Annotated in this window: 23 protein-coding genes; 16 read left to right on the forward strand and 7 right to left on the reverse strand. The window is 62.3% G+C overall.

The window, feature by feature from the left end; all coding sequences use genetic code 11:
- The 5 genes from ACE1EY_RS09480 to ACE1EY_RS09500 form a co-directional block, all read left to right on the forward strand.
- Positions 1–3714: acyltransferase domain-containing protein (locus ACE1EY_RS09480; protein WP_370300046.1), on the forward strand; the 3714-nt coding region annotated here is incomplete at its 5' end.
- 65 nt (positions 3715–3779) lie between these two features.
- Positions 3780–4076 carry a phosphopantetheine-binding protein gene (locus tag ACE1EY_RS09485; protein WP_291512410.1) on the forward strand — a complete coding sequence of 99 codons (297 nt, stop codon included), beginning with the start codon at positions 3780–3782 and terminating at the stop codon, positions 4074–4076.
- Positions 4077–4094: 18 nt separating this feature from the next.
- A complete protein-coding gene (locus tag ACE1EY_RS09490; RefSeq protein WP_370300047.1) occupies positions 4095–5012 on the forward strand; it encodes an alpha/beta fold hydrolase in 918 nt (305 codons plus the stop codon).
- Positions 5009–5917 carry a PHB depolymerase family esterase gene (locus tag ACE1EY_RS09495; RefSeq protein ID WP_370300048.1) on the forward strand — a complete coding sequence of 303 codons (909 nt, stop codon included), beginning with the start codon at positions 5009–5011 and terminating at the stop codon, positions 5915–5917. The genes ACE1EY_RS09490 and ACE1EY_RS09495 overlap by 4 nt, the downstream gene beginning before the upstream one ends.
- A 3-nt stretch (positions 5918–5920) precedes the next feature.
- Complete coding sequence (locus ACE1EY_RS09500) at positions 5921–6673, forward strand: SDR family NAD(P)-dependent oxidoreductase (RefSeq protein WP_370300049.1); 753 nt, start codon at positions 5921–5923, stop codon at positions 6671–6673.
- 40 nt (positions 6674–6713) lie between these two features.
- On the opposite strand, the gene ACE1EY_RS09505 is transcribed toward ACE1EY_RS09500, so the two are convergent.
- The 3 genes from ACE1EY_RS09505 to ACE1EY_RS09515 form a co-directional block, all read right to left on the reverse strand.
- Entirely contained in the window at positions 6714–8051 is a 1338-nt protein-coding gene (locus tag ACE1EY_RS09505; protein ID WP_373928068.1) for a sulfotransferase, read from the reverse strand.
- A 291-nt stretch (positions 8052–8342) separates the two neighbouring features.
- The gene (locus ACE1EY_RS09510; RefSeq protein ID WP_370300050.1) at positions 8343–8726 is read right to left on the reverse strand and encodes a hypothetical protein; all 384 of its coding nucleotides are present in this window, start codon (positions 8724–8726) and stop codon (positions 8343–8345) included.
- Positions 8723–10852 (reverse strand): toll/interleukin-1 receptor domain-containing protein, encoded by a 2130-nt coding sequence (locus ACE1EY_RS09515; RefSeq protein ID WP_291512404.1) that lies wholly within the window; start codon positions 10850–10852, stop codon positions 8723–8725. Before ACE1EY_RS09515 ends, ACE1EY_RS09510 begins: the two co-directional genes overlap by 4 nt.
- A gap of 190 nt (positions 10853–11042) precedes the next feature.
- Between ACE1EY_RS09515 and ACE1EY_RS09520 the strand changes: the two genes are divergently transcribed.
- The 8 genes from ACE1EY_RS09520 (at position 11043) to ACE1EY_RS09555 (ending at position 18978) form a co-directional block, all read left to right on the forward strand.
- A complete protein-coding gene (locus ACE1EY_RS09520) occupies positions 11043–11834 on the forward strand; it encodes an outer membrane lipoprotein-sorting protein (protein WP_370300051.1) in 792 nt (263 codons plus the stop codon).
- A gap of 16 nt (positions 11835–11850) precedes the next feature.
- Entirely contained in the window at positions 11851–14505 is a 2655-nt protein-coding gene (locus ACE1EY_RS09525) for an efflux RND transporter permease subunit (protein WP_370300052.1), read from the forward strand.
- A gap of 76 nt (positions 14506–14581) precedes the next feature.
- On the forward strand, positions 14582–15202 hold the full coding sequence (locus tag ACE1EY_RS09530; RefSeq protein WP_291513322.1) for a cyclic nucleotide-binding domain-containing protein: 621 nt from the start codon (positions 14582–14584) through the stop codon (positions 15200–15202).
- A 22-nt stretch (positions 15203–15224) separates the two neighbouring features.
- Complete coding sequence (locus ACE1EY_RS09535; protein WP_370300053.1) at positions 15225–15875, forward strand: hypothetical protein; 651 nt, start codon at positions 15225–15227, stop codon at positions 15873–15875.
- 162 nt (positions 15876–16037) lie between these two features.
- Positions 16038–17666, forward strand: a complete 1629-nt coding sequence (locus ACE1EY_RS09540; protein ID WP_373928069.1) for a tetratricopeptide repeat-containing protein — start codon at positions 16038–16040, stop codon at positions 17664–17666.
- 124 nt (positions 17667–17790) lie between these two features.
- On the forward strand, positions 17791–18165 hold the full coding sequence (locus ACE1EY_RS09545; RefSeq protein ID WP_373928070.1) for a PH domain-containing protein: 375 nt from the start codon (positions 17791–17793) through the stop codon (positions 18163–18165).
- Positions 18166–18179: 14 nt separating this feature from the next.
- Complete coding sequence (locus ACE1EY_RS09550) at positions 18180–18482, forward strand: hypothetical protein (RefSeq protein ID WP_370300056.1); 303 nt, start codon at positions 18180–18182, stop codon at positions 18480–18482.
- 4 nt (positions 18483–18486) lie between these two features.
- A complete protein-coding gene (locus ACE1EY_RS09555) occupies positions 18487–18978 on the forward strand; it encodes a GNAT family N-acetyltransferase (RefSeq protein WP_370300057.1) in 492 nt (163 codons plus the stop codon).
- Between the two features lie 23 nt (positions 18979–19001).
- On the opposite strand, the gene ACE1EY_RS09560 is transcribed toward ACE1EY_RS09555, so the two are convergent.
- The gene (locus ACE1EY_RS09560) at positions 19002–19838 is read right to left on the reverse strand and encodes an alpha/beta fold hydrolase (RefSeq protein WP_370300058.1); all 837 of its coding nucleotides are present in this window, start codon (positions 19836–19838) and stop codon (positions 19002–19004) included.
- Between the two features lie 157 nt (positions 19839–19995).
- Here ACE1EY_RS09560 and ACE1EY_RS09565 point away from each other — a divergent pair, with 157 nt between their 5' ends.
- The 3 genes from ACE1EY_RS09565 to ACE1EY_RS09575 are packed head-to-tail and all read left to right on the forward strand — an operon-like array spanning position 19996 to position 22673.
- Positions 19996–20415, forward strand: coding sequence for a MarR family winged helix-turn-helix transcriptional regulator (locus tag ACE1EY_RS09565; protein WP_370300059.1), 420 nt, complete (start codon positions 19996–19998; stop codon positions 20413–20415).
- 9 nt (positions 20416–20424) lie between these two features.
- The gene (locus tag ACE1EY_RS09570; protein ID WP_370300060.1) at positions 20425–20838 is read left to right on the forward strand and encodes a VOC family protein; all 414 of its coding nucleotides are present in this window, start codon (positions 20425–20427) and stop codon (positions 20836–20838) included.
- Positions 20839–20843: 5 nt separating this feature from the next.
- Complete coding sequence (locus ACE1EY_RS09575) at positions 20844–22673, forward strand: hypothetical protein (RefSeq protein WP_370300061.1); 1830 nt, start codon at positions 20844–20846, stop codon at positions 22671–22673.
- Here the strand turns inward: ACE1EY_RS09575 and ACE1EY_RS09580 are convergent.
- The 3 genes from ACE1EY_RS09580 to ACE1EY_RS09590 form a co-directional block, all read right to left on the reverse strand.
- Positions 22664–23584: a sulfotransferase gene (locus tag ACE1EY_RS09580; RefSeq protein WP_291513332.1), complete on the reverse strand. Its 921-nt coding sequence runs from the start codon at positions 23582–23584 to the stop codon at positions 22664–22666. The two genes, ACE1EY_RS09575 and ACE1EY_RS09580, sit on opposite strands and share 10 nt — an antisense overlap.
- Complete coding sequence (locus tag ACE1EY_RS09585) at positions 23577–25157, reverse strand: hypothetical protein (protein ID WP_370300062.1); 1581 nt, start codon at positions 25155–25157, stop codon at positions 23577–23579. Before ACE1EY_RS09585 ends, ACE1EY_RS09580 begins: the two co-directional genes overlap by 8 nt.
- On the reverse strand, positions 25145–26233 hold a 1089-nt coding region (locus tag ACE1EY_RS09590), incomplete at its 5' end, for an HlyD family secretion protein (protein ID WP_370300063.1). The genes ACE1EY_RS09585 and ACE1EY_RS09590, both read right to left, overlap by 13 nt.

The raw sequence follows: 26233 nt of genomic DNA on the forward strand, positions 1-26233 counted from the left end.
CACGGCGCCGCGCATCCGCGCCGCGCGGGCGTGAATTCCTTTGGTTTCGGGGGCGTGAATGCGCACGCCATCCTGGAAGAATACGTACCCCGCGACACCCGCGTGGCAGCCACCCGCATCCCGCCACCGGAAACCGGGATGCTGCATGCGGCGGAAACAGAACTGGTGGTGTTGGCAGCGGCGTCCAATGCCAAACTGATCGAGGCTGCCCGCAAGCTCCAGGCGCGTGTCGCCGCTGACGACGATCTGTCGTTGCCTTCGGTCGCCAGGGCGACTGCCGACAGCCAGGGAGAACACCGGCTGGCCATCGTCGCGGCCGGCACCCACGAGTTGAGAGAAAAGCTCGGCGCCGCGATCGACAAACTGGGGGCTGGCGATGCATTCAAGACCCGCCAGGGCATTCAATACAGCTTCGGTGCGGCACCGGGCAAGCTTGCCTTCTTGTTCCCCGGCGAAGGGGCGCAGTACTCCAACATGCTGGCCGAGTTGTCACTGCACTTTCCGCAGGTACGCGAGTGGTTCGATTTCATCGACGCGACCTCGGATCATCGCGACATCAAGCCGAGCGAAGTGATCTACCCGGTGCCGACCGGCCTGCCCGGCCTGGCGCGCCGCGAGCTGGAAGCGCGGATCTACGACATGGATCTGGCCTCCGAGACGGTGTTCACCGCGAGCATGGCGTTGTATACGCTGCTGAGCGACCTGGGAGTGAAGCCCGACGTCATGGTCGGCCATTCCACCGGTGAGAACACCGCGCTGGTCGCCTCACAGACCTTGCGGGCTGAATCCCGAGTGGACTTGGCAGACGCAATCCGCCGGATGAACAGCATCTACCAGGACCTGGACCGCAAGGGCGAAATCGAGTCCGGCGCATTGCTGACCGTGGGCGCGCTCAACCCCGAGCGTCGCGGCGAGATCCTGCAGACCTTTGGCGACAAGCTGGTCGTGGCGATGGACAACTGCCCGAATCAGGTCGTGCTGTACGGCCACCGCACCGACGTTGAAGATGCACAAAAGGCGCTAACTGCCGGTGGCGCCGTGTGCGCAATGCTGCCGTTCGGCCGCGCCTATCACACCGCCCGGTTCGAGCCGGTCGCCAAAGCCTTCCGCAAGTTCTATGCGGACACCGACATGGGACCAGGCATTGCCGAGGTCTACAGCTGCGCGACCACGGCGCCGTTCCCGAAAGAACCGGAAGCCATACGCGATCTGGCCTGCGCGCAATGGGCCACGACGGTGCGCTTCTCCGACACCGTGGGCCGGCTTGTCGACGACGGCGTTGGCGTGTTCGTCGAGGTCGGCCCCAGCGCAAACCTCACCTCCTTTGTCGGCGACATTCTCGGCAAGCGACATCCGGCAGTCGCCGTGTCCTGCGATAGCCGGCGGCGCGGTGGCATGAAGCAGTTCCAGTCGTTGCTCGCCACGCTGTTCACAAACGGCATCACCATGGACCTGACCGCGCTTTACCGGCACCGGAACATTCCGGCCATGGACCTGGAAACGGCACCGGCCAAACGCAAACCACGCCAGCACCTGAACCTGCATCTTCCGGCGCTGCGTGTGCCTGACGATTGGGAGCCCGCCAAGCGCCTGGATCGCCGCTCGACCGACCTGGACTTCAGCGACATCCAGACCGGCGAGAAGGTCATCGCCTTGAACGAGGTCAAGCTGGACCCAACGCCAGCACCGATTGCGCCGAACGCATCGCCTGCGCCAGATCCGGCGCCCGCCAAGCCCGCCCCTGTGCATGTTCCCGCGGCTCCGGCGGCCAGCAGCGCGTCGGCAGGTAGTGACACTCGGCTTGCCGCCGTGCAGTCGCACTTCGCCCTGATGCAGCAATTTCTCGATTCCCAGGCACGCGTGTTTGGCGTCGGTTCGACGCCAGCCATGCCTCAGATGCCGGACGTCGCAGCGGCCGTGTCCACGCCCCCGAGCCCTCTAGCGGAAGCGGCACCATCACCGAACCCACCCGCAGGCGCAGCCGACCGCTCCGCGTTCCCGATGCTGGGCGAGATGATCGAGCTCACCGATCAGCGGCTGCTGTGTCAGCGCATTTACACCCTGGAGAACGATCCCTTCCTGATGGATCACACCATCGGCTCCGAACCATCAGCGGTCGATCCCAGCCTGTTGCCGCTGCCCGTGATGCCGTTCACGTTCAGCATGGAAATTCTCGCCGAGGCAGCCGTGCGGCTGGCCGGCGGTCAGGTCGTCGAGATGCAGGAAGTCCGCGGTCATCGCTGGCTGGCGCTGGATGACGGCACGCTCACGCTAAACATCGAGGCCGAACGCCAGGGGCCGGATACCGTTCGCGGTCGTCTCTACCTGGATGCTCCGGACCGCCCCACCGGTCGGGTCTTGGTGTTCGAAGGCATCATCCGGCTAGGCCAGCAACACGCCGACCCGGTCGCGCCGATCAGCTGGACATCACCAAACTCCTACAGCGCCCGGAGCAACCCGGATGGTGAGCTTTATTCTCATGGCATGTTCCACGGCCCGCGCCTCCAGGGCGTCAAGCATTTGCGTCGCTGGGCAGAGGAAGCCATCGAGTCGGACATGGCGGTTCTACCCACGCACAACTATTTTGCGTTCACACAGACTCCACGGTTCCAGCTCGACCCTGCCCTGCTGGATGCCGCCGGCCAGCTTGCCGGGTATTGGCTGACCGAAAAGCATGGCTGGGGATTCAACTGTTTTCCGTTTCGCCTGGGTCGGTTCACGCCCTACGCACCGCCGCAGCCGGCCGGCACACAGGTGATTTGCCGTGGCGATCTGAAACTGACCGACCCGCAGCGTCTGGAAGCGGCATTCGACTTGCTGGATACCAATGGCCGCCTGTTGATGCGCTGTGAACACTGGGAAGATCGCAAATTCTCGGTGCCGGACCGTTACTACAACTACCGGTTGCGTCCGCAGTCCGAGTTCATCTCCGACGAGCATGACGCCGGTCGCAACGATGGCATCGTGATGCGCAAACTCGTGCCCTTCGAGGAAGGCTTCCTCGACCAGGGTTGGGGTATCTGGAAGCGGATGCTGGCGCACATGGCCCTGTCTCGCCACGAACGTGCGACGTTCTACGGACTGCCGGTCACCGGGCCACGCCGCGAGGAATGGTTAATGGGGCGCATCGCGCTCAAGGACGCCGTCCGTGAATGGGCGGCCCAGCGTCATGATCTGCATCTCGCACCGGCCGATGTCGAAATCGTCACCGACAACCTGGGTGCGCCATCGATTCGCTGCGCCGCCCTGCAGAAAGTCGGTGCGCCCAAGGTCTCGGTGGCGCATAGCCGTCGCTATGCCGTGGCCATCGCAGCCGATGAAGCCGTAGGCGTTGACTATCAACGCGTGGCGCAGGTCCGCGTGGACGAGTTGATTCGCGGAGCGATGACCGAGCAGGAAGGTCGCACGATTCGCAGCGCGCCGGAGTCGGATCAGGCCCGCATCGCGGTGGCGATCTGGTCGGCGAAAGAAGCCGCCGCCAAGTCTGTCGGCACCGGGCTGGAAGGCCGGCCGCGCGACTGGGACTGCCACCTGATCTCGATCGATCGGCGCGGCGGACATCCGACGCGAGCCCATGTTATCCATGGCGACACGCGCTACGAAATCACGCTCTATTTCGATGGGCCGGACGCCGTGCTGGCCCTCTGCCTAGAATCGGATCGCAGCAGCGTCAACCCAACGCCCATGGAGCAGATCGCCACGGCGCCGGCGTAGCGCCACCCGACAACCACAACATAAGACCGACTCGCAACCGCAGGTTGCACGCGAAGGAGAACGCCATGACACAGGTGGCTGCAATACCACTAGACACCTCCGACGAGATGTTCCCGAAGATCGTCGCGATCCTGGAGGACTTTCTCGAAGGCTTCGACACGGAGTTCGACGGCGAGATCACCCGGCAAACCAAGGTGCTGGCCGACCTGGGCTTCGAGTCCATCGACATCATCCAGCTCGTCGTCGCAATCGAGGAAGAAATCGGCAAACGCGACGTGCCATTCGAAAAGCTGCTCATGAACAACGGCAGTTATGTCGAGGATCTGGAAGTCGGACAGATCGTCGACTTCGTATCCCATTAATCAGTCAGAGACCGCATCTTGGCCAGCCTGGAAACGAACGGAACACGAATCGCCTACCAACAGTTCGGGGAGGGACCGGACCTGATCTTTGTCCACGGCCTGGCGGCCAATCGCGCGTTCTGGTTCACCGGCCTGGCCCCGCTGCTGCGCGATCACTTTCGACTCACGCTTTATGACCTGCGCGGGCACGGCTACAGCGCCACGCCGGAGACCGGTTACAGCTCATCCAATCAGGCCGACGACCTGGCCGCCCTGCTCGACCATCTCGGCATCGACAATGCGCCAATCGTCGCGCATAGCTTCGGCGGCGCCGTGGCCCTGGAGTTCGCGGTGAAGCACCCGAACCGAGTCACGCAGCTGGCATTGCTGGATGCCAAGATCAACCGGCTACAGCCCACTTTGAAGCTGTCCGACTGCGCCCATCTCACACCGTTTGAGCAGGAGCTGGTTGCCGAGGCCACCGACATCGACTGGGAAGCGGAGGATCAGATAGGCCTGAAATTTCTCGAAGCAGTCGCCGAACGCCGGCTCGCGGGAATCCAGACGCAGGTCAAGAACGATTTCGTGCCATTTGCCGACCAACGCGGCAGCGGACGCGACGCCAAGCACTGGCTGAAGCTCCTGCACGAAACCACGGCGAAGGCGGAGTTTCTGTCGACCTCCGGCGCAAGCCCAGAACAGATCGCTGAACTGACCATGCCGGTACTGTTGATGTACGGCGAGTACTCACGGGTGCGCAAGAGTGGCGACCGCCTGCGCGAACTTCTGCCCCATTGCACTTACGAGTGCGTGCCCAACGCAGGGCATTTCTTCCCGGCACGCGCGCCACGCGTGGTCTTGCAGTCCCTGAAACCGTTTCTCGGTGAATCGACGCCGGCCGATGAGGCATCATCGCCTGCATCGCACACCCGCATCGCCACATCGCCGTTCCCATGATTCAACGTGTTTGCCTGTTCGCCCTGTTGTCGCTCCTCACAGCCTGTTTTGGCGCCCGTTCCACCGCCGAGGCGGCGGACGCCAACCTGTGCAAAACCGGCACGCAGGCATTGACGCTCAAGCACGACGGCAAGCAACGCGACTATCTGCTGTACGTGCCGACCCAGGCCAGCGCCAGCAAACCCGTGCCATTGGTCATTGGTCTGCATGGCGGCTGGGGCACCGGCGAGAACTTTGGCGAACAGACCGGCTTTGTCGAACTGGCGAAATCCGAGGGTTTTGCCCTCGCGTTGCCGGACGGCATCTGGCGGGCCTGGAATGCTGGATCCTGCTGCGGCAAACCATCACGCGATAACGACGACGATGTCGGTTTTATCGCCGAGCTTGCGAGTACGTTGGAAGGTGCCGCCTGCATCGCCGATGATCAAACCTTCGGTACCGGCTTCTCCAACGGCGCCATGCTGCTGCACCGCATCGCCTGCGAACGCGGCGACGTTTTTGACGCCATCGCCCCGGTGGCCGGGCCGCTGATGATGCCCCGGTGCGAAAAGCCCTCGCCGGTACCCGCCTTGCTGATTCGTGGCGCCGACGACCCCCGTATCCCCTTACTGGGCGGCGAGTTCGATGGCACCTACCGGGCGTCGTTAAAGGAAATGGCCGATTCATTGCTACAGCGCAACGACTGCCACGCCGAGGATGCCGAACCCACGCACCATGCCGGCGCAGACTGCAAGCGGTATCTGTCCTGCCGCTCCGACCGAACCGTCGAAACCTGCGCGGTCACCGATACCGGCCATCAATGGCCTGGTGGCAAGACCTTTCTGCCGCGCAAGCTGGGGCCAAATCCAGGCATCTTCAACGCGACCAACGAAATCTGGACATTCTTTGAATCGCAGGAGCGCTAGGGTTTGAGCCGCGTCGTTCTGATTACAGGTGCCGGTGGCGGCATCGGTTCGATCACCGCGACACAGTTCGCCCAGGCGGGCGACACCGTGATCGTCAGCGACATCAATGCCGAAAGCGCCTCAGCAGTGGCGCTGGCGCTTTGCGAGGCCGCTGGTGACCCCACGCGCGCGATCGCCCTGCCCGCTGACGTGTCAGACCGCGGATCGGTCGAGGCCTTGTTTGACAATATTCGCGAGCGCTTCGGTCGGCTGGACTGTGCCTTCAACAACGCCGGCATTGGCGGCGGCGGCGCCCCGTTGCTGGACACCGACGATGCAATCTGGGACGCCTGCGTCAGCATCAATCTCAACGGGACCTACCACTGCCTCAAACAGGAAGTCGCGCTGATGCTGGAGAACGGTGGCGGCGCCATCGTCAACAACTGCTCGATTCTCGGCGTCAATGGCGGAGCCAATGCCGCATACACCGCCACCAAGCACGGTATCGCCGGCCTGACCAAGTCCGTCGCGGTCGCCTATTCCGGGCAGGGTGTTCGCTGTAATGCCGTTTGCCCGGGGCTGATCGATGCCGGCCTGGGCTCACGGACGGTGCAGGCGGGGGGCGCCAAGGCGGACGCCTTCATCAAACTGCATCCGATCGGCCGGCCGGGCACCGGCGAAGAGGTCGCGCAAGCCGTTCGCTGGCTTTGCTCGCCGGAGGCCAGTTTCGTCACCGGCGACTTGTTAATGGTGGACGGCGGCTACAGCGCACGCTGAGCGGCCGCTGACGCGTCCTGCGTCAACGACGCTTGTCGTCTCAGGCGCGAATACTGGCGACGTCGGCATCCAGCTTGGAGATCAACTCCATGGTCTCGGCGCCCAGGCGATCTTCTGAACAAAACTGACGCCAGCGCGTAGCCGCCGCTGGGTCGATCTGACGATGCAGATGGAATTTCAGATCGCCGCTCATTTTGGAGGCCGAGTCGACACCGTCAGTCATACGCGCCTTGTTATCGCCATACGGGTTGATCATGTCATCGTCGTAGGGCACGTCGAGGAAGTCGCAAAGCCTGCGCATGTTGCCCTCTGGGTCTGTGACGATGTTCTCGTAGGACACCGACAACCAACGATCGGACGCCACCGACTCGGAGAACTGCAAAATGTTGCGGTTGCTGACCAACCAGATCATCTCCGCCAAGGCGGCGGTGGAGAAATCGCTATTCTTCATCATCAGCGGCATCATCCGGGTCAGATTCGACTCCTCATAGGAGCGGATCATGCCGCAAGGGTGCCGAATCAGATGGATATACAGGGCATCTTCAAAATACTCTTCCGCCTGCCGCAAGATATCGACGCTAAACGCGTAGGTTGGCGTCTTGTCGACCAGAAGGCGATTGCCCAAATTTTCCTGTAATGAGCCGAAGAATTCCCGCGTGCTCGTGCCACTGGCTTCACACTCTCCAATGAACTGACGCGCTTGATCCCCCGTCCAGCCGCGGGTGTGCATCAGGGCGCGAACAGCCCCGTCCAGCAGATGTTCACTGTGCTCAGTGTTCAGATCAGCGCGCCGCTCATCCATCGTCGCGTAGGACAGCAGATGCAACTCGGGCGGTGCGAACAATGCCGGATTGCCTGCGATCATCACCCGTAGCAGCGTCGAGCCCGACCGCGGCGGCGACAGAACAAAGACCGCCCGCTTGTTCTTGCGCTGGGCCCCGCCGGAGGGGCCGACCCGGCGCGGCTTGATCAATTGGGTGAAGGCGGCCACGTCTTGCGCGGTCACCTTTTGGCCTTCGTAGCGGCCAACCGCCGGTGCTGGTGCGGACGGGGCTGTGACGGCAGCACTCGCGGCTGCAGGTTTGCGCAGACGGCTTTCGGTGAAAGCGATGACCTCGCCCAGCGTCAGGTCCTGCACGTACTGACCGTCTCGCATGAGCATGTCCTGAAAGCCAATCTTCTCTCCGAGCTGCTCCTCGATCATCACCGTCATCTGAACGAAGTCGATCGATGAGAATCCGGCATCGGCGATCAGCCGCATCTGCGGGAAGAGCTCACCTTCGAAATCCCCGTCAATGGAATCGAGGAGTTCATCAACCACCTCGAATACGGTGGATTCAACGTCTGCGCATTCAACCGCCATGATCAGCAACCTCATTGTTCCGGTGATGAGGCCTGTCAAGCCTCATTGGGCGACCTCAAAAACCCTGCCCGAACGAGCATGGATAATTTGCCCACGTCCGAAGTCTAGCGAGCGGTGCTCAGGTCCACCGTTGGGTTGTGTCGGCGTTATGTGTAGGACATTTCTGATAGATCACGCCTGTACCGCCGCTGCGAGACACCGCGGTCAACGCAGCTAGCCCGGTTGCTCCACCAAACTGGCGGGACCCAGCGGCTGGGCGTTTCATATCGAAAGGAGTCCGTCCGCTGTCGATCAGCACGCTGTTTGCTAGCGAGGCTCGCCAATCACCGGAATGAGCGGGTCGTGACTGGCATCCTCTCCCGTATCGCTCCGGGTGAAGAAAAACCGGACATGCACATTAGTGTAGTAATAATCCGTGCCCGCACGGGAGGTCAGCGTGAGCGTCTTGCCATCAGCTGACGTGGATGGCGTGATTACGTCGCTGAGGTTGATGACCTGTCCCTCGGAGTCGAGAAAGACGGCGGGGACTCGGTCTCGGAACACCCAACGATCCGATTGCAACTCAACCGGTTTTGCTGAGGCGGGCGGAAGATCCCCCATCGAGGTGTTGCTGTCATCCTCGCCGCCGGGAATACCACCGATGGGCCGAATGTCCGCGTCGACGATCGTGAACGTGGGAAGCGTGCTCATGTTGAATCTCCTGCCTGGTGAGCCTGCGGTTCGCAGAGTAAACGGTAAGAATCGGCGCAGGCAGATTGGCAGCGCCGGGTAATCGCGCCAGCAACGCCCGGGTGATACCGCACCCAGGCCTTGAGGCCTGGCCAGATGCTGAGCGCCTGATCGGGGTCGTTTGCCGCAACTGCCGCGTGCAGGCGCAACATCGGCGAGGCGTTTTCCGACAGGTCGGTCAGCGCCAACATAGGGCAACCGGCGCGAGGGTCTGTGGTTTCGAAGGCATAGAGCTGCGCCTCGAAACGCAACTCATCGTCGGTGTCGGCGAGCAGTGGCTCGTTCAGCAAGGCTAGCAATTCGGCGTTCGCACGACGGGCGGCCTCGAAATCGGAGCGCCGAAGTGCGATCTCCGAGCCGAGCAAATGGGATCTCGCCAGTCCTTTTCGAGCAAAGTCGGTCTCCGCAGTCTGATCAAGCAAGTTGGACGCAATCTCGAACAGGCCGCTGTTCAGCTCATCCGCCGCACCGATCTCGCCGTGAATGAGCGCCCGCTTGACTCCGAGGTGTGCCAGCGCGAGTTCCTCACGCAGCACCTGCCGATTGGTCGGGTCTAGTACCCGCAGAATCGTCACCAGAGCCGCCGCCTCGGCCATTGCCTCGGTGGCGCGCGACAGCTGGCCGGAATCCAGCGCTGCCGTCGCGAACAGTCTCAACTGTGTGACTAGCTGTAGCTGGATAGTCGCATCGGCCTCAGCCATTGCCAGCCGCTCTCGCTGCCAGGATAAGGCGTTCTCTTGCGCCTGCATTGCCGGCGCAAAGTGCCCTACACGCATTCGCGCCAGTGCCTCGCGTGACGCGGCGTTGATGAGGCCATCGAGCGCATCGGCTCGTTGAGCGGGCGCACGTTCATAGAGAGACTGATACGCCGAGATCAGGCCGTCGAAGTACGGCAGGGTCGCCTCATGCCCCTCCTTCGCCATCATGACGGTCACCAGATTGTCCTGCGCGTAGATCTGCTCCGTGAGCCACTTCGCGTTATCCGGTTCCAGCCTGACCAGACGCTGCGCTTCCGCTGCGTATCGCTGCATCCACCGTTTGGCACTGACGTAGTCTTGGGCGAGGTAGTCCGCGTAACCCACGTAGAAGGCGCTTTGCGACACGTTGAATATCGCCTCGGTGTTCGTCGGGTGCCGCGCCGCGATGGCCTCGTCGAGCGTCAGTGCAGCCCGAAATACCGGGGCGGCCTCATCCAGCTTTCCCTGCTTGATCCGGGTATCCCCGATCTGACGCAGTGCGCGCGCTCGGTTAGCGAGCTCCGCATCGCTGAGCGTTGCTGGATCAACCTGACCGAAATACTGCATTGCCTGGGCGCCAACGGCGTCAAGAATGTCCAGCTTTCCGAGTGGTTCGAGTTTTTCTCGAAGGTCGCCAAGCATGAACTGAATCAAGCCTTCCGCCTGCTGCCGGCGAGCCTCTGCAACACCGCGCTGCGCCTCAGCCTCGCTCCTGGCAAGCATCGCGACCGCCGCCAACCCCACGGTCGCCGCCGCGATGGTCGATGCCACGCCACTGAGGACGGCAAGGCGTCGGTTGCGCGCAGCCAACTCGCGCTGCTTCAGCTCGTTAAAACCGACGCCCAGTATTCCGGCGATCAACTTCAACGTGGCGTCGGTTTTTCCGTCCTTGCCCGGCCGGAGATCAGCCGCGATCGGTTCGACCGGCTCGCCGGTGATCTGTCCTTCACCGTCAACCTGGTACCGGACCGCCTCGGGAAAGCATTCGCGCTCCGGATCGCCGGGTTCGCCATCAACGATCAGGCAGTACACGCGATCTGACCGCCCCAGCATCTTGTAGCGCCTGACTTCCTCATTCACCCAATGCGACCCCGCAGCCTGCGGTGAGCAGACCACGATCAGGCAGGCGGAATCGCTCAGCGCACGTTCGATCTCTGCGCCTAGCTCATGCGACGACGCGAGTTCATCGCGATCACGAAAGATGGGAAAAAGCTTGCTGGGGATGGGCCCGATGGCCGAAGCAGAACCTCGCAGCTTGCGCGGAACGCGATACGCCTCCAGCGACTTGTGCAGCCAGACTCCCCAAGCCTCGTCGCCATGGCTATAGCTGATAAACGCCCGATAGCGCATCTGCCTGCAACCTCCCTATTGCCCTGCACTCCCGCTCACGCGAAGGCTTCCGTGAGCGCTACCCGCTGACTAGTAGACTCTTTAGACGCCGGCGCAAATGTGACAATTCCCCGAACTCGCCGCTGTGTTCTGCGCGATATTCCCTTCCGAGAGATACGCTATCGTAATTCGGTGGGACAGGGAGCACACAATGAATGGACTCAGCGTAGGTTACGTTTCGGGGCTTATGCTCGTGTTGTGCTTGGGGCCCGCGCTCGCGGAGGAGCCGACGAGCGCCACGGCCGTCACCGATTGCGCGGCGCGTAACGCACCGGAATCCACCATCGGTCACTACGCCCGGTTCAATACGACCGATGGCAGCGGCGGTTCTCGCGAGTTGCTCACGCGCCTCTACGCCATGCGTGAGGACGAGGCGCTGAATCTGAACCTGCGGATCGTCGAGCCCTTGAACCACGCTGGCACCACGTACCTGATTCGTGAAAAGCCCGATCAGGACGACATGCGTGTTGACATCCCCGCGCTCCGGAAAGTGCGCCGCGTCACTGGCAACATGGCCGCTACCGATCTTTGGGGCACAAGCTTCTCCTACCTCGACATCAAACTCCTGTTCGGTGCCTTCATTGATGGCGAGCGAGAGCTTGGTCCGGACGAAACGATCAGCGGGCGGCCGACCGTCAAGCTGCTGATCCGACCCAGCGACACCGAGGGTGCGCCGTTCGAGCGATTGGCGGCTGTGATCGACAAGGAGACCTGCGTAATACTCGCAATCGACTTTCTGGACGTCGAATCACAGCCGGTCAAGCGACTAACGGCAAGCCTCGACTCGATTCAATCATTTGACGAACGCATGTTGGCGACGCGCTATCGCATGGACGACCTGCTCAGTGGCGTGACCACCGATGTGGAGCTCTCCAAACTGGAGTTCGACGAGGATCTGGGGCGTGCCGTGTTCAACACACGCGGTTTCGCTGACGCCCGCTAGACAGCCTGGCCACCCCATGTTCAAGCGGATGTACCGACGTCGCGCTCCGCTACTGGCATTGGCGCTCACTGCGCTGTCACTCACGGCGCTGGTACGCCCTGACGGCTCGTTCCGGTTGCAGATCGACTCGTCTCCATCTGCCATTGGTGCGGCGGAGTCCCAAGCAGACTTCAGTGTCTTCGCGGGTATTACTTTTGATGGCTCGGTCCGAGCCATCGATATCGCGGAGATCGCTCAGCTGGAAGCCCGGCTTTTGCGTATGCATGGCGTGCTATCAGCAGAGTCCATCGCCACTACCCAGACCCCGCAAAGTGTCGATGACGATATCGAAGTCAAGTCGCTTTATCACCGACAACTCGATTCACCCGAACGCGCCGAAGCGCTATGGCAGGCCGCACAAGACGACCCGCTGAACAGAGGGAGGCTGTTGTCTGCGGATAATCGCACGATCGCCCTGGTGGTCGACGCGCGGGGCGACACGCCCCTGGCCCGGCAGGCCATCGCCACAACATTGCGCCAGGTCATCGTCGACGCGTTCGCACATCGCACCGACGTTGGCGTCAACATGACAAGCGCTCCGCTGATCAGTGCATCAATTGGCGGGCTGCTGATCCGCCAATTGGGCATTGTGCTGCCCGTGGCGATGATTGGGTTCGCGATGCTCATCTGGCTTTCGTTTCGCTCGTGGCCACTGATTCTGGTAAGCCTCGTGGCCGTCGCTGCTGCAAATCTATGGACGCTAGCGGCGCTGGTGATGTTTGGCTGGTCGCTGAATCTGGTGACCATCATCATCCCGCCATTGGTCATGGCGCTCTGCGTCGCCAACGTGACGCACGTGCTAGCGGCCTGTTCGGACAACGGACAGATCGAAGACAGCCTGCGCGAGCTGCGTCTTCCCATGCTGTTGACGATCATCACGACAACCATCGGCCTGCTTGCATTGGCCGTGACCGACCTCGTGTCCATTCAACAGTTCGCGATACTTGGTGCAATCGGTGCCATGGCATCGGGATTTGCCGCATGGACGTTCGTCCCCGCGGCGATCCGCCTGTTTCAGATACAGCCGACCATGTGGCCCCCCATGGAGTCCAGGCTTGTTGCAGGCGCAAATCGTGTCGCCGCGTTTGTCATCGCACATGACAAGACGGTGGTGAGAACGGGTGTTGTCGCGTTGGTGGTGCTGACCATCGGCGCCCTGCTGGTCGAGCCCGGCGCGCGCTACATTCGGGACCTGCCTCGCACGCACCCGGAGCGACAAGCCTATGAGTCAATTTCGGCACTGTTCGGTGGCGCCAACACGTTCCAGATCGATATCGAAGGCGCCGGTCAGGATGCGATTCTGCTCCCGGAGATCCTAAGCGCTGTCGATCGTCTGCAAACCTGGCTAGAGGCGCGCCCGGACGTCGGCTCGGCAATCTCATTGCCGGACTATGTCAAGAGCATTCACCAGGCTCTGCAATCCGGCGAACCCGCTCAGTGGAAGATCCCCGACGACTCCTCACTGATCAAGCAAATGATGATCATCGCGGCTCCGCGAGACATCTATCAGTACACGGATCTCAACTTTTCGCGGCTCCACATCCGGATCAACACACCAGTTGTGGAGACGCAGGCCCTACGACAGCTTTTCAATGAAATCGAACATGAGTTGGCCTCCTTCCCGCCAGGGTTGAATCCGACACTCAGCGGAAACGCAGTCCAGCTCACCTCGACGATTGAATCACTCACCGGCGGGCAAATTCGGTCACTCTCACTGGCGGCCGTTGCGATCTTCATCGTGCTAGCGCTCTTGTTCACATCAGTGAAAGTGGCGCTGATGGCCATGCTGCCAAACCTCCTTCCCGTGATCGCCTACTTTGCCCTGCTCGGCTTTACTGGCACGCCGTTGGGGCCGACCACTGCGCTGGTCGCTTGCATCGTACTGGGCATCGCCGTCGATGACACTTTGCATCTGTTGGTTCGCTTCAACCAACGTGCACGTGCCTGTGGAAACGAGCGCCAGGCATCGCGTGAGTCGATTGCCCAGGTAATTCGACCCATCACGCTGACAACTGCAGCCGTTTCGCTCGGCTTTCTGACGATGCTGTCGAGCCCGTTTCACAGCCAGGCCGTATTCGGGCTACTGTCCGCGGTCACCTTGGTCCTGGCCTGGGCCTCGGACTTGCTGCTGGCACCCGCAGTCTCCGCGCGCGCGTCGATCGTCACCCTTTGGGATGTCATGCGGATCGACCTCGGCGCCAACCCGCAGCAAACCATTCCGTTCATGCAAGGCATGAGCAACCGGCAGGCACGACTATTGGCGCTAGCGGGTGAATTCAGAACGCTCAAGGCCGGACAAATGCTGACTTACAAGGGTGAGGAACGGCGGGAGTTGTACGTCATTATTGATGGCGAATTCGACGCTTGGCTAATCCGCCGGGCCGGCGAACGCGTCGACCTGGCCCGCCTCACTCGCGGCGCCTGCATCGGCGAAAGCGGCCTGTTCATGCAGCGGCGGACAGCGAATGTATCCGCCAGAACCGACAGCCGCGTGCTGGTCATCAAGCTGGACGCCCTGGAGCGGCTCCGCCGTCGCCACTCGAAGGTCAGCGCCTTGGCCTATCGCAATCTCAACCTGATTCAGGCGGAGCGTATGGCGCGAACCACCGATCGGGTATACGACGGATCATGACCGTATTGGTGCGCGGTTTCGGCGAAACTGCCGGTGTAGAATCTCGTTCTCGCCGTGTGGGAGTCCGCCAATCGAATTGTCATCAGAGGTTCAGCAGCTCCTGCTGCAGGCGGGCCACCGTCGACGATACTGCGCCGGCGATACGATCGTGTCGGAGACGTCCGATTCACGCAGCCTGTTCTGGCTGGCCAATGGACAGGCCGCCATCCGGCTTAGCAACTGGCGTGGTCACGAAGTGATCCTCGGCTATGTCGACACCGGAGGGTTCTTCGGCGAGATGGGCCTGTTCCCGAACGACGCATCACGCTTCGCGACCGTGGTTGCCACCCGTGAATGCCTCGCCTTGGAAATCGGCTACGACCGGTTTCGGCGGATTGCCAACGCAAACGACAGCTTGTGGCTCGCCCTGATCGCACAAGTGTCGTACCGGCTGCGAGACGCCAATCGGCGTCTCGTGGATACCGGCCTGCTGCGCGTGCAAGAACGGTTGCTCGCAATCCTTCACCAACTCGCAGCCACGAATCCGGTCGAGCGCGCAGCCGACGGCCCTATGCTCAAGATCACCCGCCAGGAACTCGGCCACCTGGTGGGTTGCACGCGAGAAGTGGCTGGACGAACGCTGAAACAGCTGGAAGAAAACGGTGCGGTCCGCTTGGATGGACACTCAATCATCGTCCTAGACCGTCAGGACCCTTGACCACGGCTCCGCTCGCAATTTGATGGAAGCACCAGACAGCCTGGTGATCGGAGTAACCGGTCACCTGAACCTTGATGCCGCAGCACGCGACACAACCGCTGAAGCAGTCACCGAACAATTGCGTGGCGATGCCGGCTTCATGGCAGCGCCGGCCGTTCGAATCGTCGCCGGCCTGGCGCCAGGCGCCGATTTGCTTGTGATCTCGACCATCTCACGACTCTGCTCCATGCTCGGCAAGCGCTGTCACCTCCACGTGCTGATGACGACAGATGTCGACAACATGCTCCAGGCTTGGCGTCAACGGACCGCCGAGCTGAACGACCCGCCGTCACCGGCGGCGCAAAAGCAGGTCTCAATGCAGATTGCATACTGGCTGCAGCAGGCAGCCACGGTCGAACACGTTCACCGGCGCACGGATACCAACTACACCAGCCATGAGTGCCTGGCGGCCCGGCTTGCCCTGGAACCGGATCTGCTGGTTGCCATCATCCGGCCCAGCCATCCGGGTCAACGTGGCGGGGCACAATCCGTGCTCGCATGGCGCAATCACCCGGACCGGATTCCACCATCGCTGAGCGGCGTTTCATCACGCCTCAAGAGCGGCGCTCGCAGCCTGGCCATCGACCCGGATGACGGGAGCTCGACCCTGATTGAGCATTCAGCCGGCAGCTGAACCCCCGCCCGCAGCGCGGCCAGAGCGCCTTCACGACCACGCGCTACGAGGTCGCTGCTATGCTTCCGATGCACAGCGCGGGGCGGCCAGCAGATCGGGGAACTGCCGAACCGCAGCTCGGGAAGAAGGCGCACTGCCGCCGGCACAGGGATGCGATCGCAAATGGCGAGTTCGGACTTAATCCGTGAGATTCGTCGTGCTTTGGCGCGAGGGAATGCGCTCACGGCTCATGATCTGGCGACACGAGCGCTGGAAACCGATGACAGCGTTGGCCTGCGTTACTGGTATCTACTGAGCCTCGCGGCAGCCGGGAGTGTTCGCAGAGCGCTGACACAGTTTGAAGCACTGGCACCAGCGCCGGCAGAGCGAAACGAGGACTGGCTGGCGCTGCCAGCACGACTGCACAAGGATCTCGCATTTCGAGACGTTGATCCCACCTTCAACCTATCTCGTGCGGCCAAGCTCTATGCCGACGCCTTCGCCCGGACGGGCGGTGCTTTCTCGGGCATTAACGCGGCGACGACCTCGCTCTTGTCCGGTCGAGTCACCACCGCGCGGCAGTATGCGCGGGCAGTACTCGCGCTTCCCAGCGCCCCTCAGTCCGGCGATCTTGACCGCTACTACACGCTGGCGACCACAGCCGAAGCCGCACTGATTCTCGGTGATCTCGAAACCGCTAAAACGGCACTGAACACCGCCAATACGCTGATCCGTGACCAGCTGGCAACACGGGCAAGAACGCGTCAGCAACTACAACGCATTGTTGAATACTCCGGCCTTGATGAGCGTTGTTTACGCCTGCTAGAGCTTCCGGATGTCTATCGGCTAAAACTGGATCGACCCACTCCCGACAGAGGCGAACACTTGGAGGCGTTCCGCCTGCAGGACGCCCCAGTGACCACGTCCGCCCCACGAACGCCACGCGGCTGGTCAACACTCAGCGTCATCGCTGACTTGGGCGCAAAGATCCATATGGTGATTCCCGGCGAGGTGGACCGATACCTTGCGACGGCCATGGCTGTTGCCCCCAAAGGGGTGTCCCCAGAACAGATCATCGACGCCTGCGAGCAGATCACACCGATTTCCGGTTTTCTCCCAGAGGAAGATCGTTGGCTGACCGAATGCAGCGATCGGCTTTGCGCCGGTTTGGCAGCGCTGAACGGTCAACGCCTGGGGCAGCCCGTGCGCCGACTCTTCGCGACACAATCCGGCCACTGGCTGACCGAGAACCCCGAGACCAGCCATGCTCCGGCTGGACCGGACCATCGAGCGCAGGTCGGCCTCGTGTTCACCGACTTTGTAGGCTTCAGCACATTCTCGGAAATCGAAACCGTTACGTACTGGACCGACGTGGTGCCCAAGCTGGCCGCGGCACTCAAAACGAGCAACGCCAACATCCTCCTTCAGCAAACCTGGGGCGATGCGCTGCATATCGTCACCGATGACGCGGACAGCGCGTCGCGTGTGGCCCTGCTCCTGATCGACGAGGTCCAGACCTTACGCGGACAATGCCACGGCAAGCTGCGGGATCTGGAAATACGGGTGGGGGTCCACTTCGCCCCCGCTCATCACGGTTTCGATGCCATTGCCGAGGCCTCCACGTATTTTGGCAGTCAGCTGTCATTCGCAGCCCGAGTCGAGCCGGTGACCCCGCCAGGCATGGCCTATGTCACTGAGCACTGCGCAGCTGAACTGGCACTGAGCTCAGCGGCGGCCGGCCGACTTGAATACGCGGGTGAAATAGCGCTTTCGAAGCAATACGGCCGCTTCCGCCTCTACGCGCTCAACTGAACTGGCGGCAGTCGTCGAGATCAACAACGGTCCGCCCAACCTCGTTGCCCGCCTTCCGCCCGTTCGCACGCCGTCCCGACTCAGGTCACAATCCGCATGACCCACACCAGACAGGACGCCACTCTTGGAACCGAAATACTCCGAGCACCCCGCCATGTTCAAGAACAACCCGCTGGGCTTCATGCTGGCCGTGCTGCTAGTGCCGCTGGCGATCGGTGTCCTCATCCTGCTCTGGTGGTATCTGAAATGTAAGTCCACGAAGCTGGAGTTCGTGGGCAATGACATCGTGCTGGAAAAGGGTCTGCTCAGTAAGGACCGCACCGAGCTAAATGCGGAGACCGTACGGACGGTGAATGTGTACCAGTCGTTGTTTGACCGGATGTTCGGCGTGGGTCGCATTTCGATCTACACCGCCGGTGATGTCCCAGAAGTGGAGGTCTCCGGCATTCCGCGTCCGCATGATTTCCGTGATCTGATCAAGCAGCAGCAGGCAGATTGATCATGGTGGGCGACATGGAACAACAGGATCGCCGCGAGGCACGGCTGGTGGTCATCGCGCTCGGCGTGTTGGTGCTGGTCGGCCTGATTGCCGCGGTGATCGCCCTGCCCGCGCTGGCGGATTTTCATTCCACGCAACTGGCACCGGGTCTGGGCCTCAAGGGCGCGGCCATCGCGTCCTTTGTCGTCACGTTCGTCACCTTTGTGATTTTTGCGGTGGCGGCCGGTGACGGTCTGATCGGCGAATTACAATTCATGCTGCTCGGTTTCTTCGCGTTCTTTCTGATTCTCTGGCTGCTGATTGCCTGGATACTCTGACGCCATGACCATTGACGTCCGTCGCGTCGACTACCGCGACCCTGATCAGGCCCGCTTGCTCGGCGAATTGCTGTCCGCCTATGCCGCCGACTCCATGGGGCGTGGGCGCGCCCTCACCGCGGAGGAACAGAGGCGGCTCGGACCGGCGCTGGCACAACGTCCGCACGCGTTCTCGCTGATCGCGTATTGCGATGGGGTACCTGCTGGCCTGGCGAATTGCCTGGAATCGTTTTCGACCTTCGCCTGTCAACCCATCGTCAACATCCATGATCTCGCGGTGTTGTCCGATTTTCGTGGTCGCGGTATCAGCCAGGCGCTGCTCGGCGCGATTGAAGCCATCGCCGCCGACATGAACTGCTGCAAAATCACGCTGGAAGTGCTGAGCAACAATCATCCGGCCAAGGCCGCCTACGAGAAATACGGATTCATGGGCTACACGCTCGATCCCGAATCCGGCCACGCGTTGTTCTGGGAAAAACCGCTCGCGGCGTCCTGAGCTTGGCCGGGGCGCTTGCCGGGTCAGGATGCAAAGAAGTCCAGCAGCAATCGGGCCAGGCGCTCCGGTTGTTCCAGCGGAATCCAGTGCCCTCCGGCCAAGCCCTGATACTCCCAGTGACCGTCAACCCAGCGTTCGGATCGCTTCATCTGCGACTCGACCAGAAAGCGATCACCATCGCTGAAGATCCCCAGCGTGTCGCAATCCACCGCCGGGTGAGAGCGCAGCAGGACATCAACAAGCGACGCCCGATAGATACTCAGCGCGGCGGTAAGACGGCCCGGCTCACGCATGCGCTCCACAACCTCGTCCATCTCCGGGTGCGAAGCGAACACGCGAGCCAGGCTGAACCGGCCGCTCCCCTGCAGCAGACGTTCTGACAGGCCAACCAGCTGAAAGAACAGGATGTACCAGCCCATGATCTTTTGCCGGAACTCGGCTCGGGCATACGCGGTGGGGTGTCCCACCGAAATCGGGACCAGCCGTGATACTCGCTCCGGATGGTAGGCGGCGAGAAACCACCCCACCGCAGCGCCCCAGTCGTGGCCGACAACGTGGGCTCGATCAATTCGCAGATGTTGCAGCAGCGCGGCGTGGTCGCTGGCGATGTCACGCGCTCGATAGTCCCGGGTCCGCAAGCCCAGCGCTGACTCGCCGCAACCCAGCGTGTCCGGCGCCACGCAGCGATACCCGGCCGTGTGCAGCGGTGCGATCACCTCGCGCCACATCTGTGCGGAATCCGGAAATCCATGCAGCAACAGGACCGTCGCCTTGTCGGTCGCCTGTGGATCGGTATCAAGAAAAGACAGCCCGAATCCTCGATGTTCGAAGCTGCGGCGTGTCAGCGTGGGTGGCTGCATCTGAAGTCTCCCGAATCAGCGACGCATTGAACACGACTTTCATACCTCACGCTGCCCCTGGGCACCAGCGCCCTTAGAATTGCGTACCGCCGACATACTTGCTAACTCAATCACCTCGCATATACTTGCATGATCAACCACTATTAAAGAGTTGGCCATGTCCGCTGAAACCGCGAGCGGTTTGCTTATGCACTTGGTTCGAAATCAGTCCCGTGTAACCAAGCGGCTGGACCAGTACCTAAGCGCCCAGGGCATTAGCCTGTCGGAGTATCAGGTGCTGGACGCCCTGGCCGCTGCGCCAGGGCAGCAGTTGCGTCGCATTGATCTCGCCGAGACAGTCGGCCTCAGCGCTTCCGGCGTGACCCGATTGCTAAACCCGATGGAAAAGATCGGCCTGGTCCGCAAGGAACTAAGCCCACGGGATGCGCGGGTCAGTCTGGTCGCGCTGACCGAAGCCGGATCACGTACGCTCCACGACTCGCAATCACGGGTCGCGCAATGTGCGGATCTGGTGTTTCAGTCGCTGGACACCCAGCAACGCGGCCAGTTGGCCAAACTCATCACACACCTGCGCTGAGAAGACGACATGCAACCAAGAATGAGCATGGTCACCCTGGGCGTCAGCGACCTCGCGCGCTCCATCGCGTTCTATGGACAAGGCCTGGGCTTTCCGAGAATGGAATCGCCACCCGAGGTGGCCTTCTTTACGCTCAACGGCACCTGGCTTGGATTATTTGGTCGTGAATCCCTGGCCGACGATGCCCAGGTCCCCAGCGGGGGTTCGGGGTTTCCAGGCTTTTCGATTTCGCACAATGTGCCATCCGTAGCCGAGGTGGACGCAGTGTTCGGGCAGGCGCTTGCTGCCGGCGCGACGCCCACCAAGCACCCGCAAACCGTGTTCTGGGGCGGCTACTGCGGTTACTTCAAGGACCCGGACGGTTTTTTATGGGAGATCGCCCACAACCCGATGGTCTGGGTCGGCCCCGAAGACTCGCAATGACCCCCGTGCCAGCAGACAGTCGCTACGTCCCGTCTACGCAGATCCGGATCGGGATTGTCGCGACATTCACGCTGCAGTTCCTGCTGGTGTACCACCTGAATGTGACCTGGAGTGATGCGCCCAGCCGCTGGCTGGTCGCGAGCTACACGGTAGTCACGGCAATGCCGATCTGGCTGGCCATCACGGTATCCGATGCGCGTCGATGGGCAGCCTGGGTCGTGGCCCTGATAACCACGTCGCTATTGGCGGCACTGGGCTGGTTTGCCGGAGGACGCTGCGCCCCTGCGCTGGACGTGGAGTGCGGCCCGGTGCTCGCGCCCTATGTGCTGCTACTTTCGCCGGCGCTGCTGGTCGCGGGCGTGTTCGTCCGCAGCGCGTTGGTCTGCGGGTCGGGGTGGCGAAGCTGGCCCGACTATCACGTGCTTTATCGCGAGGCTTGGCAAGTCGGTCTTGCCCTGGTCCACGCGGCTCTGGTCACGGGTTTGGCCTGGCTGTTGCTCGCAATCAGCGGCCAGCTGTTCCACCTGCTCGGAATCGACGTAGTGCGCGCTCTGCTGGGCGACGAACGCTTCGTCTACGGCTTTACCGGGTTTGCGTTGGGCATGGGCGTCGCGGTCTGGCTGTCCCTGGTCCGCGCGGTGGAATCCGTGCGTCAGATCATCCTCGGCATGGCGCATTTGCTGATGCCGCTCGCCTCGGTCATCGTCATTGGTTTCACGCTCGCGGTGCTGATCACCGGCCCTGCCAATCTGTTCGAAGCCTATGAAGCAAGCTGGTGGATGCTTGGCATCGCAACGGTTGTCATCGTGCTTTACAACGGCGTATTTCAGGATGGCCAGACTGCGCCCCTCTCGCGCGGCTGGTCGCAGGTGGAGTTCTGGATTCGCCACGGCGCGGTCAGCGCGTTGGTGCCGATCCTGGGACTGGTCGCCTACGGTCTGGGTTCGCGGGTGCTGGCCTACGGCTGGACGGTTCCCCGGGTGTACGGCGCGGTGTTCGCGCTGTTCGTCGCGCTATACGTCATCGGTTATCTGACCGCGCTGCTCTGCCGTCGCATTCAGGCGGGCGTGCAACTCACCAACCGACTGCTGGCCGTTGGATTTGTGGTGATCGTGGTCGTCCTGCTATCCCCGCTGATGACCCCCTCCGGCATTGCCGCGAATAGCCAGCTCTCGCGACTGGAGTCCGGCGCCACCCAGCTGGATGATGTCGACTTTCACTACTTGCGGCACCGATCGGGCATGGCCGGCTACCGAGCCTGGGAATCCCTGGGAAACGACCCACGCGTTCGCCAGAACGAAGCACTACTCGCCCGATGGCAACATCCGACGCGCCGCCCGTTGCAAACGGGTGCGGCTTCGGACCACGAACTTGCGTCGCTTTACTCGACCTGGGTCGGCGAGGTTCAGCCGCCACAAGGCTTGTTGGAATCACAGGTTTTCCGTCAGGCAGCGGCGCGCTGCGTCGAGCAAAACTGCTGGTTACGCCCGGCGACGATTCCATCCTCGCCGCCGACCGAAATCTGGATTCTGCTGAGACACGAAGATGCTAACGAGTCCGAGCGAGCGTTGGTCAGAGGCGAGATCTTTCAGCGCGCGCTCGCGCATAGCCGAACCTGGCAGCGCGCTGGCCACGTCAGTTCAACGGGGCCGATACCGTATGACGCGCTGCTAACCGCTGTTGAGCACCCAGCTGCCACGACGGTCCCGAAGAATTGGCCAGATCTGATGCTTGGAGGTCTGCGGCTGGAGACCGAGCCGTACCGGCCACCCAGCGGCAGGGGCGGCGATCACGATCCAGCCGCGTCAACGCCTGCCGCGGACCCTCAGCGGTAACCAAACGCCCTCGCCTGCTCCATCACGTCGCCAACAAAACCGGGCAAGTCATCCCGCCACGGCAAGGGCCCATCCAACATCTGCGGCTTGGATTGCTGCGGCCTGAAGACCGGGTTTTCCAGAAATTTGGGGTCGGAGCCGTAGGGTGCAGATGGCGGACCGAGGCGGGCGAAGATCGAGCGCTCAGGATGCAGCATGGCCTCGATGGCCTCGGCATCAGCGCGCATGCCCGCCCAGGTGGCGATCTCGGCCAGATAGCGCTCCGGGTCGGCCAGCACGTCTTCCCCACGTACGCGCATCACCTGTTCGCTCGGCACGTCGTCCAGCGCCCGCAGGATGTTCTGATGAATCTGCAGCCACGCCAGTTGCGGGTCGAAGGTCGGGGGCGTTGTCGAAAAATCCTTCAGATCGTTGGCGACGGTGTCCTCGCGGTGACCGATCATGTTCACCAGCGAACTGCACTGCCCACGCGGATGCCGGACCAGGTGCAGAAACTTCGCGTGAGGCGCCGTCTCGCGTAACCGACGTAGAAACAACGGCCGCCACACCGTGGCGATGCTCTTCTCCACCAGAACCTGCGGCGCCACCTTGCGCGCGATGGTGCGAAACATCTCGCCCGTGCCCATGTGGCGGCGCTGTGCCAGCCAAGCCTTGGCCTGATCCACGGTGGCATCGGTCTGATCGCCGAAATAAAGCTGCGCCACAGACCGCAGCAAGCCATCCTGCAGATTGCCGGGCGTGAGTGCGAAGAACTTGAGCACCTGATCCATCTCATCGGCCATGAACAGCTGCAGTTCCGGCAGGCCGGCCGATTGCGGATGGGCACCCAGCATGGCCGAGATCAGCGACGAGAAGGATCGCGGTGGCGACAACACCACCAGTGGCGCCGGGTAGTCGGTGAGATCAGGCATGCTCGGACCCCGGCGGGTTCGCACCGCGCCAGATCTCGCAGCCGCCGCGTGGGTTGTGAACATACTCCCACTTGCCGTTGCGCTTGATCGCCCGGTCCGGCGCCAGCACGTTCGAGGTGGCGATGAAGACACCATAAGGCGTCGACAGAATCTGGCGAATGCCCCAGTTGCATTCGTTATCGAACCCGTTGCGGGTCATGCAGTCCCAGTGAATGCCATCCGCTGTGGACCACACATCACAGCCACCCATGTTGTTGACGAACCAGTCCACGCCCATCTTGGCGATGCGCCGTTGTCCCTCTTCGCCCCATTTGTGAATCGGGCAGTACGGCAGTAGCTGCGCCCAGCTGAAGGTGCCGACATAGAGGCGGCCGGCGTGCACACCCATGCGCCACACATAGCCGTTGAAAAACTTGTTGAAACCTGGCCGGAAGCCGGACAGCGGATACCGCGCGCCCTGCGGCGTGATCCTCGATTCTCCGACGATCAGCTCCCAGGAATCATCCGGATGAATGCGGATGACCTCGGCCGCCGCAGGCCCCACGTTCAGCTTGCGGTGATAGCCGCCGTTGACGATGCCGGAACCGACATAAAGTGCGCCCTTGAACTCGCAAAGACTCACTGCGACCTCATTCAGCGGTCCACGACCGGCGCCATGCGAGATGACACGCTTCCAGTCATAAGGCGGATCACCGCGGGCGCTGGTCTTCCAGATCTCAAAGCCATTGCGGGCGTTTACCGTGCCGGCGTAGAGATGGTTGTTGAACGCCGCCATCTCGAACACGGTGAGGTTTGCCGGATCGCCAAAGCCCTGGCTCGACACCGCGCGCCAACCCGTGCGCGGGTCCTCGGTCTCGAAGATAGCGGGCCGGCCACCGACGCACTCCTGGGACTGCCGATCGCCGGTTGTTGAGCCGGTCGGTGAGGTGTAGAGCCGACCGTTGAAGACCTGCATGGTGCGGAACGAGCGGACCTGATCGCCCCAGTTCGGACCGGGCAGTTCTTCGAAATGAATGCCGTCTTCGGTGCGCATGACGGTCGGCCGAGGCGCCTTGCGCGGCGCCCAGGTGGCGATGTAGAGCACAGGCTCGTCGTCGCTCGTGCCCTGAAACACGGCCATGCCGCGGTAACCGATAAACCGCGGCACATCGCTGCCGTCGTCCCCTTTCACCCAGGGGGCACGGTAGGCGCAAATCCAGCCCTCGTCCGAGGCCGGATCATAGGACCAGATTTCGGCCCGGCGATCGAGATCGTAGATGTCCTTGGGTGGCGTCACCGGCCAGGGATCCAACGGCGGCAACGGATCGTTGTGGGCGAGCATCTGGAACGTCGCCCGCGTCGTGCCAACGTACAGCCTGCCCTTGAACCAGGCCATGCTGTGCGGATAGTTGTTGTAGCCATCGCCGAAGCCGTTCTCGGAGACGAGCTTGAAGTGCTCGCCGCCCAGGGCATGGGGCTCCGGCTCGTCCAGAGACAATGCCTCGGCCCCCGGCGGCCATACCGGCGTCGGGATGATCAGGTCGGGATCGACGTCAGCGTCGGCGTCGACTTTGTTTCTGGCTAGGGAATCCAACTCCAGACCTCGATCATGAAGAAGCGGGCCAAGCCACGGGTGAAGGCCAGTCCTGCTGGTTGCGTGTCGCCTTCGACCTTCGCGTGTCCGGTCATTTCAGGCCGGAGCCGACCGTCGGCATTCTCGATTTCCATCTGCACGCGCACGACGCGACCGTATTCGCTGACTTCCGCGTTGGGTGCGATGCCGGCCACCGTGCCAACAAAGCTCACGCCAGGATACGCCCAGGCCTTGGCGGACGCCGGCGCGCCAACCTCGACGTCGCCGATATCGTTCTGGGGGATTTTGATCTCCGCCAGAACCTTTCCGGTTTCCTCGACGCTGAGCAGCAGGTCGCCACGAGCCAGATAGGCACCCTGGGCAAAGCGTAGATCTTCCGAGACGACACGACCGGCGCGAGGCGCCTTGATGTCGGTGTACTCGAGCTGTTGCCGCGCGTAGGCCAGTGTCGCCTCCTCGGCAGATATCGATGCCTTGAGCGCCGTGATTTCCTCATCGGACGAGCCGGCCCGGACGACATCCAGCGAGTTCTTCGCCTCGGCAAGGCGTTCGCGGTCCAGATCCGCCTGCGCCTGCGCCTGATTCGCCACCTGACCGGTCGCCGCGCCGCGCTGGTAGGCGGAGTCCAACCGCTCCGCTTCCCGTTTGCTGGAATCGTATCGCCGCTGCGCCGTGATCACGCGTTGTTCTGCCAGCGCGATCTCCTCGGGCTCGGCGCCGCGCTCGGCCAAGGCCAGTTCAGCCTGGAGGCGGGCCAGGCGAGCTTCGCTGGTAGCCACCCGGGCGCGCTCCTCGTCGTCGGATAACCGCGCGAGCAATTGGCCCTGCTCCACCCGCTGCCCTTCCTGCACCAGCACCTCTCGCACCTCCCCGGCGATCAGCGCCCGAACGTCCGAACGCTCATTGGGCAGGATCTTGAAATCCCCGGTTGGCTCATAGGTGTACGGAATCAGCGCGAGCAGTAGCAGCACGGCGATACCGATACCCCACTTGATCACGGTGGTGCCGCGCTTCTTGCGACGTCTCGCGGCCAACTCCGGATTTCTCGCTTCCATTTCTTGCGCCAATTTATTGCG

This window comes from Abyssibacter sp. (assembly GCF_964229365.1).
GTDB lineage: Bacteria > Pseudomonadota > Gammaproteobacteria > Nevskiales > OUC007 > Abyssibacter.

Coding starts and splice junctions, on each gene's coding strand:
- ACE1EY_RS09555 (WP_370300057.1), top strand. CDS start 18,487: ATGACCATTGACGTCCGTCGCGTCGACTACCGCGACCCTGATCAGGCC.
- ACE1EY_RS09550 (WP_370300056.1), top strand. CDS start 18,180: ATGGAACAACAGGATCGCCGCGAGGCACGGCTGGTGGTCATCGCGCTC.
- ACE1EY_RS09535 (WP_370300053.1), top strand. CDS start 15,225: ATGGAAGCACCAGACAGCCTGGTGATCGGAGTAACCGGTCACCTGAAC.
- ACE1EY_RS09540 (WP_373928069.1), top strand. CDS start 16,038: ATGGCGAGTTCGGACTTAATCCGTGAGATTCGTCGTGCTTTGGCGCGA.
- ACE1EY_RS09520 (WP_370300051.1), top strand. CDS start 11,043: ATGAATGGACTCAGCGTAGGTTACGTTTCGGGGCTTATGCTCGTGTTG.
- ACE1EY_RS09570 (WP_370300060.1), top strand. CDS start 20,425: ATGCAACCAAGAATGAGCATGGTCACCCTGGGCGTCAGCGACCTCGCG.
- ACE1EY_RS09515 (WP_291512404.1), bottom strand. CDS start 10,852: ATGCGCTATCGGGCGTTTATCAGCTATAGCCATGGCGACGAGGCTTGG.
- ACE1EY_RS09485 (WP_291512410.1), top strand. CDS start 3,780: ATGACACAGGTGGCTGCAATACCACTAGACACCTCCGACGAGATGTTC.
- ACE1EY_RS09495 (WP_370300048.1), top strand. CDS start 5,009: ATGATTCAACGTGTTTGCCTGTTCGCCCTGTTGTCGCTCCTCACAGCC.
- ACE1EY_RS09560 (WP_370300058.1), bottom strand. CDS start 19,838: ATGCAGCCACCCACGCTGACACGCCGCAGCTTCGAACATCGAGGATTC.
- ACE1EY_RS09525 (WP_370300052.1), top strand. CDS start 11,851: ATGTTCAAGCGGATGTACCGACGTCGCGCTCCGCTACTGGCATTGGCG.
- ACE1EY_RS09505 (WP_373928068.1), bottom strand. CDS start 8,051: ATGAGGTTGCTGATCATGGCGGTTGAATGCGCAGACGTTGAATCCACC.
- ACE1EY_RS09565 (WP_370300059.1), top strand. CDS start 19,996: ATGTCCGCTGAAACCGCGAGCGGTTTGCTTATGCACTTGGTTCGAAAT.
- ACE1EY_RS09510 (WP_370300050.1), bottom strand. CDS start 8,726: ATGAGCACGCTTCCCACGTTCACGATCGTCGACGCGGACATTCGGCCC.
- ACE1EY_RS09580 (WP_291513332.1), bottom strand. CDS start 23,584: ATGCCTGATCTCACCGACTACCCGGCGCCACTGGTGGTGTTGTCGCCA.